At 63.4% G+C, this 15,638-nt stretch carries 10 protein-coding genes; 6 read left to right on the top strand and 4 right to left on the bottom strand.

Annotation, left to right across the window (positions count from 1 at the left end; genetic code table 11):
• On the top strand, positions 1 to 594 hold a 594-nt coding region (locus EN969_RS02550; RefSeq protein WP_206525127.1), incomplete at its 5' end, for a heparinase II/III family protein.
• 86 nt (positions 595 to 680) lie between these two features.
• Positions 681 to 2,297, top strand: coding sequence for a bifunctional phosphoribosylaminoimidazolecarboxamide formyltransferase/IMP cyclohydrolase (gene purH, locus EN969_RS02545; RefSeq protein WP_024504206.1), 1,617 nt, complete (start codon positions 681 to 683; stop codon positions 2,295 to 2,297).
• Positions 2,298 to 2,547: 250 nt separating this feature from the next.
• Here the strand turns inward: purH and EN969_RS02540 are convergent, their stop codons facing one another.
• Complete coding sequence (locus EN969_RS02540) at positions 2,548 to 3,924, bottom strand: MFS transporter (RefSeq protein ID WP_063170394.1); 1,377 nt, start codon at positions 3,922 to 3,924, stop codon at positions 2,548 to 2,550.
• Between the two features lie 354 nt (positions 3,925 to 4,278).
• On the opposite strand from EN969_RS02540, the gene EN969_RS02535 reads away from it, so the two are divergent.
• Complete coding sequence (locus EN969_RS02535) at positions 4,279 to 6,423, top strand: TonB-dependent siderophore receptor (RefSeq protein WP_063169465.1); 2,145 nt, start codon at positions 4,279 to 4,281, stop codon at positions 6,421 to 6,423.
• Between the two features lie 80 nt (positions 6,424 to 6,503).
• On the opposite strand, the gene EN969_RS02530 is transcribed toward EN969_RS02535, so the two are convergent.
• A complete protein-coding gene (locus EN969_RS02530) occupies positions 6,504 to 11,318 on the bottom strand; it encodes an NAD-glutamate dehydrogenase (RefSeq protein WP_063169466.1) in 4,815 nt (1,604 codons plus the stop codon).
• Positions 11,319 to 11,454: 136 nt separating this feature from the next.
• Between EN969_RS02530 and EN969_RS02525 the strand changes: the two genes are divergently transcribed.
• Both EN969_RS02525 and EN969_RS02520 read left to right on the top strand, forming a co-directional pair.
• A complete protein-coding gene (locus EN969_RS02525; protein ID WP_063169467.1) occupies positions 11,455 to 12,018 on the top strand; it encodes a peroxidase-related enzyme in 564 nt (187 codons plus the stop codon).
• Between the two features lie 138 nt (positions 12,019 to 12,156).
• A complete protein-coding gene (locus EN969_RS02520; RefSeq protein WP_013529006.1) occupies positions 12,157 to 12,480 on the top strand; it encodes a hypothetical protein in 324 nt (107 codons plus the stop codon).
• A 9-nt stretch (positions 12,481 to 12,489) separates the two neighbouring features.
• On the opposite strand, the gene EN969_RS02515 is transcribed toward EN969_RS02520, so the two are convergent.
• Complete coding sequence (locus EN969_RS02515; protein ID WP_024504201.1) at positions 12,490 to 13,104, bottom strand: LysE family translocator; 615 nt, start codon at positions 13,102 to 13,104, stop codon at positions 12,490 to 12,492.
• A 394-nt stretch (positions 13,105 to 13,498) separates the two neighbouring features.
• On the opposite strand from EN969_RS02515, the gene EN969_RS02510 reads away from it, so the two are divergent.
• Entirely contained in the window at positions 13,499 to 14,125 is a 627-nt protein-coding gene (locus EN969_RS02510; RefSeq protein WP_063169468.1) for a DUF1062 domain-containing protein, read from the top strand.
• A 61-nt stretch (positions 14,126 to 14,186) separates the two neighbouring features.
• On the opposite strand, the gene EN969_RS02505 is transcribed toward EN969_RS02510, so the two are convergent.
• Positions 14,187 to 15,638, bottom strand: a 1,452-nt coding sequence (locus tag EN969_RS02505; RefSeq protein WP_127418982.1) for an EF-Tu/IF-2/RF-3 family GTPase, incomplete at its 5' end; no start/stop codon positions are given.

Below are 15,638 nucleotides of genomic sequence, written 5' to 3'. Positions count from 1 at the left end.
GCTGAATTCCGGCCGCTGGCGCGCGCCACCGCCGCGCACTCGACCGCCACCATCAACGACACCTCGTCGGCGCGCTTCAGCCACTCGTTGCGCGTCAACGACCTGCTCGGTTCGCCGTTGATCGGCGGCCCGCAGCATGTGCAGTGCAAGCGCACCGATCAGAAAGGCGTTCAGGGTTTCATCGCCCGCCATGACGGCTATGTCGCGCGCTTTGGTTTCCTGCATGAGCGCGAGCTGAAGCTGTCGTCGAACGGCAATGTGCTGGCCGGCCGGGACCGCTTCCAGCGCCCCGGCAGTGCCGCGATCCGCAACAATGGCCGCGACTTCGTCACCGTCCGCTTCCACGTTCATCCCGATGTCAACCTTTTGCAGGACGAGCATGACCGCCTGGTGCTGGCCGCCGATCAGGCCGACACCTGGGTGTTCACATCGGCCGAAGTGGTGCCGGAGGTCGAGGAATCGATCTATTTCGCCGGTCTTGGCGGCCCGCGCCGCAGCCGCCAGATCGTGCTTGCCTTCAAGGCCTCGGAAATCGCCGAAGTCCACTGGCAGCTGACCCGCACCAGCATCGCCGGTTATCCGGAAAACAACTGACCTACCTGACCGCCGGTTTGATTTCCGGGCGGCATGTGCTACGGGCGCGGGCATCCACCACACCAGTCGTGAAAGGCCGCCAGCCCATGGCCGTCGCCGCCAAGAACATTCCCGCACCAGACCTGGTTCCCGTGCGCCGCGCCCTGCTCTCCGTTTTCGACAAAACCGGCCTCATCGATTTCGCCAAGGCGCTGGCAGCCGCAGGCGTCGAGCTGGTCTCGACCGGCGGCACGGCAAAGGCGATCTCTGACGCGGGCCTTCCGGTGCGCGACGTCTCCGAGCTCACCGGCTTTCCCGAGATCATGGATGGCCGCGTCAAGACCTTGCATCCCGGCGTGCATGGCGCGCTGCTTGGCGTGCGCGACGATCCGGAGCATTCAGCGGCAATGCGCAAATACGGCATCGAGCCGATCGATCTCGTCGTCTCCAATCTCTATCCGTTCGAGGAGGTCCGCCGCTCCGGCGCCGACTACGCATCGATCGTCGAGAACATCGACATTGGCGGCCCGGCCATGATCCGCGCCTCGGCCAAGAACCACGCCTATGTCGCCATCGTCACCGATCCCGGCGACTATGCCTCGGTGCTGAACGCGCTGGAGATGAACATCGGCTCGCTGTCGCTGGATTTCCGCAAGAAGCTGGCCGCCAAGGCCTTCGCCCGCACCGCCAGCTATGACGCGGCGATCTCCGGCTGGTTCGCCGAAGCGCTCGAGATCGAACACCCGACGTGGCGTGCCTTTGGCGGCAGGCTGGTCGAGGTGATGCGCTATGGCGAGAACCCGCATCAGAGCGCCGGCTTCTATATCGATGGCGACAAGCGGCCGGGCGTCGCCACGGCGCGTCAGTTGCAGGGCAAGCAGCTGTCCTACAACAACATCAACGACACCGACGCCGCCTTCGAGCTGGTCGGCGAGTTCGATCCGGCGCGTTCCGCCGCCGTCGCCATCATCAAGCACGCCAACCCGTGCGGCGTTGCCGAAGGCACCTCGCTGAAAGCCGCCTACGCCAAGGCGCTCGCCTGCGACCCGGTTTCGGCCTTCGGCGGCATCGTCGCGGTCAACCGCACCCTCGACGCCGAGGCGGCGGAAGAGATCGTAAAAACCTTCACCGAAGTCATCATAGCGCCCGGCGCCACTGACGAGGCAGCGGCCATCGTCGCGGCGAAGAAGAATTTGCGCCTGCTGGTCACCGGTGGGCTGCCGGATCCGCGCACGCCGGGCACGACGGTCAAATCCGTCGCCGGCGGTCTGCTCATCCAGGGCCGGGACAACGCTGTCGTCGACGACCTCGAACTGAAAGTGGTGACCAAGAGGGCGCCGACGCCGGTCGAAATGGCCGACCTGAAATTCGCCTTCCGCATCGCCAAGCACGTCAAGTCCAACGCCATCGTCTACGTCAGGGACGGCGCCACCGTCGGCATCGGCGCCGGCCAGATGAGCCGGGTCGACTCCTCACGCATCGCTGCCCGCAAGGCACTCGACGCCGCCGAGGCCGCCGGCCTTGCCGAACCGCTGACCAAGGGCTCGGTCGTCGCCTCCGACGCCTTCTTCCCCTTCGCCGACGGATTGCTGTCGGCGATCGCCGCCGGCGCCACTGCCGTTATCCAGCCGGGTGGCTCGATGAACGACAAGGACGTCATCGCCGCTGCCGACGAGCACGGCATCGCCATGGTGTTTACGGGCGTCCGGCATTTCAGGCATTGACGCACTTCTTCTTTCTCTCCTTGCGGGGTGAGAAGCGGTTCGCGCAGCAAACGAAAAGCCAATTGCTTGGCTTTTCGAGCTTCGAACGCCCTGAGCCCGCGAAGGGCCGGGCGGTGGACGATCCGCCCTGCCGGGTCCCCGCTGCTCCGCAGCGTCCCGGCGTTCGTCAGCCTTTCATCGTGCCACTGGCACGATGAATTCGCTTCGCGAACCGGCCGCTCACCCCACAGGGGGAGAAGGAAGAAAGAACTCAATCCGCCGGCCGGTCCGCTGGATAGGGCGTCTTGACCAGGATCGCCATGCCGATCCCGAGGAACAGCACGATCACCGCCATGCCGAGCCGTGCCGAGCCGCTGGCCAGGGTGACGGACGCGACCATGAACGGCGCCAGGAAACTGGTCGCCCGTCCGGCCAGCGCATAAATGCCGAAATAGCGGCCGGATTCGGCGGCCGTGACGCTGCGCGCCATGTAGGATCGCGACGACGCCTGCACCGGCCCGAAAGCCACACCGATCAACAGGCCGAAGAAGATGTAGGCCTTTTCCGCTGCCGTGCCGAACAGGCCACCGCTGTCCGGTCCAAGCATCATCCAGAGGCCGAACAAAGTATAGCCCGGTCCGGTCGAGACGATGCCGATCGTGGCGATGCTGAGCAGGACCAGCGAGATCATGACGATGGTTTTTGAGCCAAGCGCCGTATCGAGACGGGCTGCAACCAGGCAGCCGAAGATGGCGACGACGTTGAGAATGATGCCGAAAATACCGATTTCGGTGATCGACCAGTGGAACATCGCTGCTGCGAAAGTGCCCCCCAGCGCCAGCACCGCATTGACACCGTCCTGATAGATCATGCGGGCGACAAGGAAGCGGAAGATGCCGCTGCGCTTGCGCACCTCGCCCAGCGTCACTTTCAGCTCCGCCAACCCCTCTCGCACCGCAGGGCCGATCGGCAGGCCCTTGATGGCATCGGGGGTGAAAAAGAACATCGGCAGGATGAACAGGAAGTACCAGCCGGCTGACAAAGGCCCGGTTGCGCGCGCGTCCTCGCCGAGCTTCGGGTCGAGCCCAAAGAGCGGGTCGGTGCCGATGATCGTCTTGCCGGTCTCCGGCGAACCGGCCAAGCAAGCGACGACGAAGATCAGCGCGATCATGCCGCCGAGATAACCAAGGCCCCAGGCCATGTTGGAGATTCGGCCGATCTCGCTCTTCGGCACCAGGCGCGGCATCATCGAATCGTTGAACACGGTCGAAAACTCGGCCGCGACCGACGCCAGCGAAAAGAATAGCACGACCAGGAAAAGGTTCGAACCGGGGGCCGCGAACCAAAGCATGCAAAGGCAGGTGACCTTGACCGCGGCAAAGAATGCGATCCAGGGCTTGCGCGGGCCGGTCTGGTCGGCAATCGAGCCGAGGATAGGCGACAGCACGGCGATGACAAGACCGGCCGCGGCAATGCCGTAGCCCCAGGCCGCCTGGCCGGTCTCCGGATCGCTCGCCATGCGCGAGACGAAGTAAGGTCCAAAGATGAAGGTCGTCACGACCGTGAAGAACGGCTGCGCCGCCCAGTCGAACAGCATCCATCCCCAGATGCCGCGCCCGGACGCACGCTGCACTGTCTCTACCGTCATCATGATCCCTCGGCACCGGTTCCGTGTCGGGCGCCATGTCTGCATGTTTCATGCGCTCATGCAATGAACGAAGCTCGGTGCCGTACCCTTGACGCTGCCGGGCGTTCACTGTTCGAAAGCCATGCAACCGGCTTTCGTCCGCTTCGCGAACCAAGCCCGTATTTTTCTCGTGGGGGAAGTCGGACCGTAGGTCCGGCGCCGTCCTCCACCCCCTGCTTCGCAACGATTGTCGCCGGCGTGGATCTCTTGATTATTAAGTTGACTCTTTTTGTCCGCTTTGACTAATTGCGCTCGCGCAGGGCCGGAACGGTGACCGGCCGAACTGCTCGAAATTGGTCTGACAGGGAATAAGAGATGACGATTGGTCGACAGGCATTGTTGCGCATTCAGGCAAGGCGATTGATTGCGAGCAGTGCCTTGATAGCGGCATCTTTTGGAATGGTGGGGACCGGCCGGGCCCAGGACGTTTCGCCGGACGATGCAACTCAACTGGAAACGATCGTCGTCACCGGCAAGTCGGACCGCGTTGGCGGGCCCGATCAAACGATCGTCGCCAAGGATACGGCGACCGCCACCAAGACCGATACGCCGATCGTCGACGTTCCCGCCTCGGTTTCAGTTGTAACCCAAAAGGAACTGGAGGCGCGCCATGTCGAAAGCCTCCAGCAGGCCGTGGCCTACACATCCAGCGTCCTCACCGACGAGTTCGGCAACGATGACCGATACGACTATATTCGCATCCGCGGTTTCGACCAGACATCGCTCGGTACCTATCGCGACGGCTTGACGGCGCGCATCCCAGCCTGGTTCACGGCCAGCCGTCTCGAACCTTACGGACTTCAGCGCGTGGAGGTCCTAAAGGGATCGACATCGACGCTTTTTGGTCTCAACGGCCCTGGCGGATTGGTGAACGCCATTACCAAGCGGCCGCTGGACCAGAAGCAGGGGGAGATTTACACGTCCTATGGCGACGGCACCAAGGAGATTGGCGTTGATTTTGGCGGGCCGATCGACCCCGATGGCGTGTGGACCTATCGGCTTACCGGGCTGGCCAAGGATGGCGATCAAGGATGGGATTATTCCAACGACGACCGGCTTTACATCGCACCCGCGTTGACCATCAAGCCCGAGGAAGGAACCTCGCTCACCATCCTGACTGACTATTACAAGCGAGATGGCACAGGCGCACGCGGCACCCCCGCCGGCGCCAATATCGACATCGGCACCTTCCTGGGCGAGCCGGATTTCAACCGCTTCAACACCGAGCAGGTCGATATCGGCTACCAGTTCGAACATGAATTCAACGAGAATCTCACCTTCCGCTCCAATGCCCGCTACACGCATTTGAGCCTCGACTACGCCGAGGTCTACGGCGCGTCGCTTGACCCCACGGCGGACCGCACGGCATTTTCCGTCGGCGGCCTGTCCAACCGCTATGCCTTCGACAATCAGTTGCAATACGATACGGGCTGGGACCGGGTCGCCAGCAAGACGCTTGTCGGCGTCGACTACGCCAACGACAACACCCGCGAAAACATCCTCTTCGGCACTGCCGGCCCCATCGACATCGACAACCCGACCTATTGCGGTCTGTCCTGCATCAACCTCGGCCCCTATGTGAACTGGCGGGTCAAGCAGCAGGCGGTCGGTGTCTATGCCCAGGAGCAATTGACGTTTGACGACCGCTGGATCGTCACCCTGGGCGGGCGCTGGGACCGCGTGCAGACGACAGCTGATTATCTCGACCTGGGAACGCAGGACGACGACACCGCATCGGCCTTCACCAAGCGCGCCGGCCTGACCTACAAATTCACGCCGAACCTCGCGGTCTACGCCAACTATTCGGAAAGCTTCCAGCCGCTCGTGTCGCCAAGCGCCAACGGGTATGCGGTCTCGGGCTCGTTGAAGCCTCAGGAGGGCAAACAGTATGAGGCAGGCATCAAGTACAAGCCCGACGGCTTCGACGGCCTGTTCACAGCCGCGGTCTTCGACCTTACCCAAACCAATGTTCCGACCTATGTCACGCCTGTTGTCCAGCAGCAGATCGGCAAGGTTGGCGTCCGCGGCATCGAACTCGAGGGCAAGGCCGCCATCGCGGAAAACTTGAACCTGACGCTTGCCTATTCCTACTGGGATGCCGAGATCCTGGAAGACGGCATTGGCGGGAATGCCGGCAATCGGCCGCAGCGCGTTCCTCGCCACCTGGCGTCAGCCTGGGTCGACTACACGCTTCCCGAGGAAGGACCGCGTGGCGACCTGACCATCGGCGGTGGCCTGCGCTATATCGGACAAACCTACGGGGATGACGCGAACACCATTTCGATTGGCGGCTACGCACTGGTGGATGCGGCGATTAGCTACAAGATGACCAAGGACGTGACGTTGGCCTTGAACGCAACGAACCTGTTCGACCGGAAGTATCTGACAACCAGCTATTACGGGACCGAATTCTACGGCGACCGGCTGAAAATCGTCGGCACCCTCAAACATTCCTGGTGAGCTTGCTGAACGCCAAGCGCCGATAACATTGGAAAAGGCGCCACACGCACCCGACAACGCGTGTGGCAATCATCGACGGTTCACATCCCCGTCAGATCGCTCATCAGCCCCGACGCCACCGACAGCCGCGACACGGTGATGTCGCCGCCCTCGGTCAACGCCTGCAGCCGCTCGCGGATGCGCGCCACCCGCTCGCCGCCGGCGTCCAGCCAGGCAGCCACCGGATCGGCCGTCTTGGCGTGGCCGGTGAGCGCCGCCACCGCGATGCCGCGCCGTGCCGCATCGATCGTGTCGGTGGCGCGCGAAAGCGCCAGCTGATCGTAGTAGTCCGATGGCGTGATCGAGCGTGCGGCATCCTCGACACGCGGAATGCGGAAGGCATCGCTGACGGCGAAGAACGCCTTGGCCGCGGCGACGATATCGGCGCCGGCGGTGCGCGCCGTCAGCGCGATGTCGGGGATGAGTTCCGCCACCTCGCTCAGTGCCAGCTGCCCGGCCAAGCTTTCCGGCGCGCCGGCCTTGAACAGCCCATGCCGCTTCTCCTCGATGCGCTCGCGTGAAAAGGCCGGCAGCAGCGAAACGAGCTTGGGCTCCAGCGCCTTGCGGGCTTCCTGCAACTCGGCAATGCGCTGGCTGAGGGGTGCCGTGCCGGCATCGTTCTTCAGATACCAGCCGCTGGTCACATAGATCAGCCGGCTGACCATCTGATAGAGATCGAGCTGCACCTGGCCGTCGATCTGGTTGTCGAGCGCGTCGATCTCGCGATAGAGCGCCGGCAAGGCAAAACCGTCACGCACCACCGCGAAGGTCCGCACCACGTCGGCGGCGGTGCGCCCGGTGGCCTCCTGCAGCCGGTTGACGAAGGATGGGCCGCCGCGATTGACCAGATCGTTGGCGACGACCCGTGTGATGATCTCGCGGCGCAGCCTGTGGCCATGGATCTCGGCGGCGTATTTCTTCGCCATCTGGTCGGGAAAATAGCCCATCAGGTCGCGGTCGAAATGCGCGTCATCAGGCACGTCGCTGGCGACGATGTCGGAAAACAGCACAATCTTGGCATAGGCGAGCAGCACGCCGAGTTCGGCTCTGGTCAGCGGTTCGCCACGCGCTTCGCGCTCGGCCAGCGCTGCCGGCGACGGCAGCGTCTCGACGGCACGGTCGAGCAGGCCGCGCGCCTCCAGCGCCGTCATGAAGCGGCTCTGATGCGCGATGTCGGCGAGGCCGCGCTTGCGGGCGATCGAAAGCGCCAGCGTCTGCTGGTAGTTGTTGGACAGCACCAGCGAGCCGACCTCCTCGGTCATCTCGGCCAGCAGCTTGTTGCGTGCCGGGCGTGTCAACGACCCCTTGCGCATGGCGGAAGCCAGCGCGATCTTGATGTTGACCTCGACGTCGGAGCAGTTGACGCCGCCCGAATTGTCGATGGCGTCGGAGTTGCAGCGGCCGCCATTCATGCCGAACTCGATGCGCGCCCGCTGCGTGACGCCGAGATTGGCGCCCTCGCCGATCACTTTCGCCCGGACGTCGAGCGCGGTGATGCGAATGGCATCGTTGGCGCGGTCGCCGACCTCGGCATTGGTCTCGGTCGATGCCCTGAGATACGTGCCGATGCCGCCGAACCACAGAAGATCGACCGGCGCTTTGAGGATGGCGGTCATGATCTCGACCGGCGTGGCGGTGGTCTTGGCCAGGCCGATCGCCGCCGCCGCCGCCGCCGGCAAGGTGATCGATTTCTGGTTGCGCGAGACGATGATGCCGCCTTCCGACAGTTTCGTCTTGTCGTAGTCCTGCCAGCTCGAACGCGGCAGCGCGAACATGCGCTCGCGCTCGGCCATCGAGGCTGCCATGTCGGGATCGGGATCGATGAAGATGTCGCGATGGTCGAAGGCCGCGATCAGCCGGGTTTTCGGGGACAAAAGCATGCCGTTGCCGAACACGTCGCCCGACATGTCGCCGACCCCAACGACGGTGAAGGACGAGGTCTGGATGTCGCGGTTGATCTCGCGGAAATGCCGCTTGACCGCTTCCCAGGCGCCCTTGGCGGTGATGCCCATCTTCTTGTGGTCATAGCCGGCCGAGCCGCCGCTGGCGAAGGCGTCGTCGAGCCAGAAGCCGTGCTTCTCCGAGATCGCGTTAGCGGTATCGGAGAAGGTCGCCGTGCCCTTGTCGGCGGCAACGACGAAATACGGATCGTCCGGGTCGCGTCTGATAACGCCGGCCGGCGGGATGACGCCGTCGAGGCCGATATTGTCGGTGATCGACAGCAGGCTGGAGACGAAGTTCTTGTAGGCCGAAGTACCGGCCTCGAAGATCGCGTCGCGGCCAGCGCTCATCGGCAGCTTCTTCGGATAGAAGCCGCCCTTGGCGCCCACCGGCACGATGACGGCATTCTTGACCTGCTGTGCCTTGACCAGGCCGAGCACCTCGGTGCGGTAGTCCTGGGCGCGGTCGGACCAGCGCAGGCCGCCGCGCGCCACCGGACCGAAGCGCAGATGCAGACCTTCGACCTCGGAGCCGTAGACGAAGATCTCCCGCCACGGCCGCGGCGCCGGCAAGCCCTCGACCGCGTGCGAGTCCAGCTTGATCGCCAGCGACTGGCCCTTTTCTTTCGTATCGGCAACGAAATGATTGGTGCGCAGCGTGGCTTCGATCAGATTGAGGTAGCGCCGGATGATGGTGTCGTCGTCGATGTTCGGCACATCCTCCAGCGCATCCTTGATCTTGGCCTTGAGATGCTTTGCGGCCACCACGCCTTCGGTCTCGGCTGTCGGGCCAAGCCGGGCGATGAACAGCGCATGCAGGCCACGCGCTATGTCGGGATAGCGGTTGAGCGCGGCGGCGATGAAATCCTGGCTTTGCGGAATGCCGACCTGCTGCAGATAACGGCCATAGGCGCGCAGGATGGTGATCTCGCCAGACCACAGGCCGGCGGTCTGGGCGAGGCCGTTATAGCCGTCATTGTCGACGTCGCCGCGCCAGACGGAGAGGAACGCATCTTCGAACAGCGCGCCGCCATCGGTCAGGTCGATCGGCTGGCCGTAGCTGTTCTCAAGCTCCATGTCATGAATAAAGACTAAGCCGGGCCGATCACTATTGATCGTGCCGACCTGGTCGTCGCCGACCTCGAAAGTGCGCTCGCTGATGACGCGGAAGCCGATGTTTTCCAGCACCGGCACGCGGCGCGACAGCGCCACCGGGCTGCCGTGGTGATAGATCTTCAGCGATGCCTGGTGCGGCTTCTGCTCGGCATGGCGATAATAGTCGATGGCGATCGGATTGCCGGCGCTGATCTTGGCAATGCGCCCGGCATCGGCCAACGCCACCGCCGCGCTGAACGAATCGCGGTAGCTTTCCGGCAGCCGCGCGGCAATCGCCTTCAAAGCCTGGTCGCCGCCACTGGCCTCGGCCGCATCGGAAAGGGCGTCCTCCCAGGTACGCACGATGTCGCGGATCGCCGCCTCTATCGTCGCTTGCTCGACCTTCGGCGTCTTGCCGCCGGAGCGGCCGATGATGAAGTGCACGCGCGCCAGCCCGCCCTCGGGAAAGGCCGGGTAGTAGGCCGACAGCCGGCCTTCGAATACGGTTTTCAGATAGGAGCCAATCTTCTCGCGCACGACGCTGTCGTAACGGTCGCGCGGCACGAAGACGAGGATTGAGACGAAACGGTCGAACTGGTCGGCGCGCACCAGCGCCCGCACGCGTGGCCGCTCGACCAGGCCCAGAATGGCGGCGGCATGTTTGCGCAGGATCGGCACCGGCACCTGGAACAGCTCGTCGCGCGGATAGCTTTCCAGCACGTTGATCAGCGCCTTGCCGGAATGATCGTGCCGGTCGAAGCCGGACTTGGCGATGATGGTTTCGGCCTTGGACCTGAGATACGGGATCTTCATCACCGAGCGCGTGTAGGCGGTCGAGGTGAACAGGCCGACGATGCGCAATTCGCCCGCGAGCGTACCCTTGGCGGTGTAGGTCTTGATGCCGATGTAATCGAGATAGATGCGGCGGTGCACGGACGACTTGGCATTGGCCTTGGTGACGATCAGCGGCTCCGGCCCATGCAGGAAGGCGCGGATCTCCGGCGTCGTCGTTACCGCTTCGGTGCCGCGCCTGAGCACCAGCACGTCGGGATCGGACAGGATGCCGAGGCCAGGCTTTTCAGCGCGCTCCAGCGTGCCGCTTTCCTCGCCGCCGGTGTATTTGAACTCGCGCATGCCAAGGAAGGTGAAATTGTCGTCGCGCAGCCACTCCAGGAAGGCGAGAGCCTCGGCAACGCTCTTCTTGTCGAGCGGCACGGCCGTATAGCGGAATTCCGAGATCGCCTGATCGAGGCGGGCCAGCATTGGCCTCCAGTCGTGAACGGCGGCATGAACCTGGCCAAGGATCTTGCGCAGCCGCTCGCTCAATCCGCTCGCCTGCTCGGATGTCAGCCGCGGGATGTGGACATGGATGACGCTCAGCCGGTCGTGGCTGCCATCGTCCTTGGCGAAATTGCCGTCGCCGAGGATTTCTTCCACGCCGCCCTTGCCGTGGCGCACGACGATAACCGGATGGGTGACCAGGGTCGGTTCGCCCGATGTCTCGGTGATCTCGCCGAGGATGGAATCGAACAGGAACGGCATGTTGTCGTTGACGACCGTGACAACCGTCATCGGGCGGCCGTCTCGCACAACGCCCGAATCGGCATCGACGGCGACGACGCACTCGCCTTTCCTGTGAGTGGCGACTGCCTGGCCGGCGAGATCGGCAGCCCGCTCCAGGTCGGCCACATCGTAGGGAGCAATGTCTTCAGCTGGCGCGCGGGCGAGCAGATAGTCTGCAAGCCTGGCTGGCCTTTCCTCCGCTTTAAGCGCTGCCGTGGCTTTTTTCTTCGGCTTGCTCGCGGATTTCACGCTGGCCATGACGCACGTCCCTCCCGTCGAATGCTTTTACGACTATGGTAGCAGATGACCGCTGTTTGGCGACAAAGGTTTGACGGCTTGCCAAGAATTATCGGAATTTGGCGACAAGATGCCGCGCAACGAGGAGAAATGACCCATGACCGGCAAAATCAGCGCGCTTGATCTTGGCCAGGGAGAGCTGAGCGAGGCGACAAAAACCTATTTCGCCAAATGCGAGGAGAAGCTCGGCCTCGTCCCCAACGTGCTCAGGGCCTATGCCTTCGACGACAAGAAGCTGCGCGCCTTCACCGACATGTACAACGATTTGATGCTGGGTGAGTCCGGCCTGTCGAAGCTGGAGCGCGAAATGATCGCGGTCGCCGTCTCCTCGATCAATCATTGCTACTATTGCCTGACCGCGCACGGCGCGGCGGTGCGCCAGCTCTCCGGCGATCCGGCGCTCGGCGAAATGATGGTGATGAATTTCCGCGCCGCCGATCTTTCGCCCAGGCAGACGGCAATGCTCGAATTCGCCGTCAAGCTGACGCAAGAGCCGGCCAAGATCGTCGAGGCCGACCGGGGCGCGCTGCGTCAGGCCGGCTTCACCGATCGCGACATCTGGGACATCGCCTCGACCGCTGCCTTCTTCAACATGTCGAACCGCGTGGCCGCGGCAATCGATATGCGGCCGAACGACGAATACCACGCCATGGCAAGGTGACGGATTGCGGCAGGATCCAGACCGGGGCGTTATATTAGCAGTGTCGCATTCTCGTTGCTTGTTTGCCGGTTTGGTCCGATGATCGGCAGGCGGCATGACCGCATGCCGGTTCGATGCCGCTCACCAAGGGAGGAGAACATGGCGAAGTATCTCTACGTCTATCATGGCTCGGGCAAGATGCCGACCGACGAGGCCGAGCGGAAGGCCGCAATGGACGCCTGGAACGGCTGGTACGGCAAGCTCGGCTCGGCTGTGGTCGACGGCGGCAATCCGGTCGGCATGTCGAAGATGGTGCTGCCCGGCGGCAAGGTCGAGAACAATGGCGGCAGCAATCCGGCCGCCGGCTACACGATCGTCGAAGCGAAAGACATCGACGATGCCGTCGCCAAGGCCAAGGACTGCCCGATCCTGATGAACCCGGCCTTCAGCGTCGAGATCGCGCCGATCATTGAAGTGATGTGACGCGCCGGCTCAGGACCGCGTCGCTATGGCGGCCGCCGCACCGGCCATCGTCGTGGCGCTGATGCGATTGGCGATCTTCATGGCGCGCTTGCTCTTCAAAAGCTTGCGCGCCTGTGATGCGGCGAGCACCCAGGCGAGATCGATGGCGACCAGCACCACGGCCATGGTCGCCGTCAGCTCGACCCAGCCGACGATGCTGACCGAAGCGAGGTCGATGATGGTCGGCAGCAGCGCCAGGTAGAACATCATGATCTTGGGATTGCCGAGCGTCACCGCCATGCCGGCGAAGAACAGTTTTATCGCCGAATCCTCGCGCGGCATCTCGCCCTCTTTTGCATCGACAGGCGCGGTCCACATCTTCCAGGCGAGGTAAGCGAGATAGGCAACGCCGACCCATTTCACCACGACGAAGGCGAAATGGAAGGTCTGCGCCACGACAGCCAGCCCGAACACCGCCAGCGATAGCCAGATGCCCTCGCCGATCCACATGGCGAGCAGGAACGGGAACACGTCGCGAAACCCTTTCGAGATGACGCGGGCGACAAGCGCCGCGATCGATGGCCCAGGCGAGCCCGCGGCAACGAACAGAGCGGCGGCGAAAATCAGGAGCGAGGTGGGGTGCATAACCGGGTCTCTGGTTGAAAACCTTCGATTTCGGATATTAACGCAAGTGGCTCGGCTGCGGTAGCACCGACAAAAGACCCTTGTCGGTCCGGCATGTCGCGGCTAGAAAGGCCATCGCGAAACAATTTTGAGCTTCACTTTGCCTACGTAACCGCCGGTCTCGCCAACTCCCCCGACACACTGCATGACACCGCATTTGCGGTATCTGTTTTCATGTTCATGTGTTCTTCTGGGCGGCGGTTCGAGACCGGTTTGGCACTGCTGAACCGTTGTTGCGCGCTGCCGCCCGTGACATCCGATTTCCAATCATAGCAAGCGACCGCCACGCCGCGCCCGCATGGGCATCTCGACATCGCCGGCCTGATGAACTTCCCGACGGGAAGGGCTTATCGGCATGTCTGGACTTCTGCGTATCCACTGGGCAATCGCACCCCAGACCGCACCTCGACCGCTCATCAATTGCAACCGCTGCGGCACCGTGAGGGCCTATTGCAGCAGCGGAAAGTTCCGCGTCAACGCCAATGGCAAACGCATCGACGTGTGGCTGATCTATCGCTGCATCGACTGCGACAATTCCTGGAATTTCGGCATTTTCGAACGCTGCAACCGCCGCGACATCGACCCGGCGCTGCTGGCGGCGCTCGAAAGCAACGATCCTGCACTCGCTCACCGTCATGCCTTCGATGCGGTGGCGTTGCGCAACCGGATCGGGCGCGTCGAGGAGTTCTCCGATGTCAGCGTTCACAAGCGCAGGCTCGGCGACACCAGGGAAGCCGCGACCGTGTTGGAACTCCAGCTCGGGCTCGAAATGCCGACATCGCTGCGGCTCGACCGGCTGCTCGCAAGCGAACTCTGCATCTCGCGATCACGGCTTCAGGCGCTGGAGGAGAAGCGGCTGCTCATCGTTGACCCGGATGGAGCAAAGGCCCTGCGCAAGCCGGCCCGTGCGGGAAACACGATCCGCATCGATCTGGCCGGCGAGGCCGATCGGCAGGCCATCATCGCGGCTGCCGGTGGATGAACGAAAAAGGGGCGGAACACTGGTTGCTCCGCCCCTCTCCGCTGTTGGAAAAAATAAGAGCTTACGCCGCGCCGACCACCTTGGACGACTTCTCGAACCGCTTGCGCTCGTTCGGATCGAGATAGAGCTTGCGCAGCCGAATGGTCTTCGGCGTCACTTCGACCAGCTCGTCGTCCTGGATCCAGGCCAGCGCGCGTTCCAGCGTCATGCGGATCGGCGGGGTCAGCTTGACCGCCTCGTCCTTGCCGGCGGCACGGATGTTGGTCAGCTTCTTGCCCTTGAGCACGTTCACTTCAAGGTCATTGTCGCGGCTATGGATACCGATGATCATGCCCTGATACACCTTGACGCCCGGATCGATGACCATCGGGCCGCGATCTTCCAGGTTCCACATGGCGTAGGCGACCGATTCGCCCTGTTCGTTGGAAATCAGCACGCCATTGGTGCGGCCTGGCAGCTCGCCCTTGTAGGGCTCATAGGCATGGAAAAGCCGGTTCATCACGGCGGTGCCGCGCGTGTCGGTCAAAAGCTCCGACTGGTAGCCGATCAGGCCACGGGTCGGCGCATGGAAGACAATGCGCTGACGATTGCCGCCGGATGGGCGCAGTTCGACCATCTCGGCCTTGCGCTCGGACATCTTCTGCACGACGACGCCGGCATGCTCCTCGTCGACGTCGATGACGACTTCTTCGACCGGCTCCAGCAATTCGCCATTCTCGCCCTTCTGCATGACGACGCGCGGACGCGACACGGCGATTTCAAAGCCTTCGCGCCGCATCGTCTCGATCAGCACGGCCAGCTGCAATTCGCCGCGGCCGGAGACGAAGAACGAATCCTTGTCAGGCGATTCCTCGATCTTCAGCGCGACATTGCCTTCGGCTTCGCGCAGCAGGCGGTCGCGGATGACGCGGCTGGTCACCTTGTCGCCTTCGGTGCCGGCCAGCGGACTGTCGTTGACCAGGAACGACATGGTCACGGTCGGCGGATCGATCGGCTGCGCATGCAGCGGTTCGCTCACGCTCGGGTCGCAGAACGTGTCGGCGACGGTGCCCTTCGACAAGCCGGCAATGGCGACGATGTCGCCCGCCTGCGCTTCTTCGATCGGCTGGCGCTCAAGGCCGCGGAAGGCCAGGATCTTGGAAATACGGCCGGTTTCGATCTGAGTACCGTCATGGTGCAGCACCTTGACCGGCTGGTTGGCCTTCAGCGTGCCGCTCTCGATGCGGCCGGTGATGATGCGGCCGAGAAACGGATTGGCTTCCAGGATGGTGCCGATCATGCGGAACGGACCGGGATGAACGGTCGGCTCCGGCACATGCTTGATGACGAGGTCGAACAGGGGCGCCAACTGCTGGTCCTTCGGTCCTTCCGGATTTTCCGAAACCCAGCCATCGCGGCCTGAGCCGTACAGAATCGGGAAGTCGAGCTGCTCGTCGGTGGCGTCGAGCGCTGCGAAGAGGTCGAACACCTCGTTGACCACCTCGACATGACGGGCGTCCGGGCGATCGATCTT

Origin of the sequence: Mesorhizobium sp. M7A.F.Ca.CA.003.01.2.1 (assembly GCF_003998945.1) — a bacterium.
Taxonomy (GTDB): domain Bacteria; phylum Pseudomonadota; class Alphaproteobacteria; order Rhizobiales; family Rhizobiaceae; genus Mesorhizobium; species Mesorhizobium ciceri.
The sequence above is the reverse complement of the archived record's forward strand: the minus strand, read 5'-3'. Positions and strand labels throughout refer to the sequence as shown.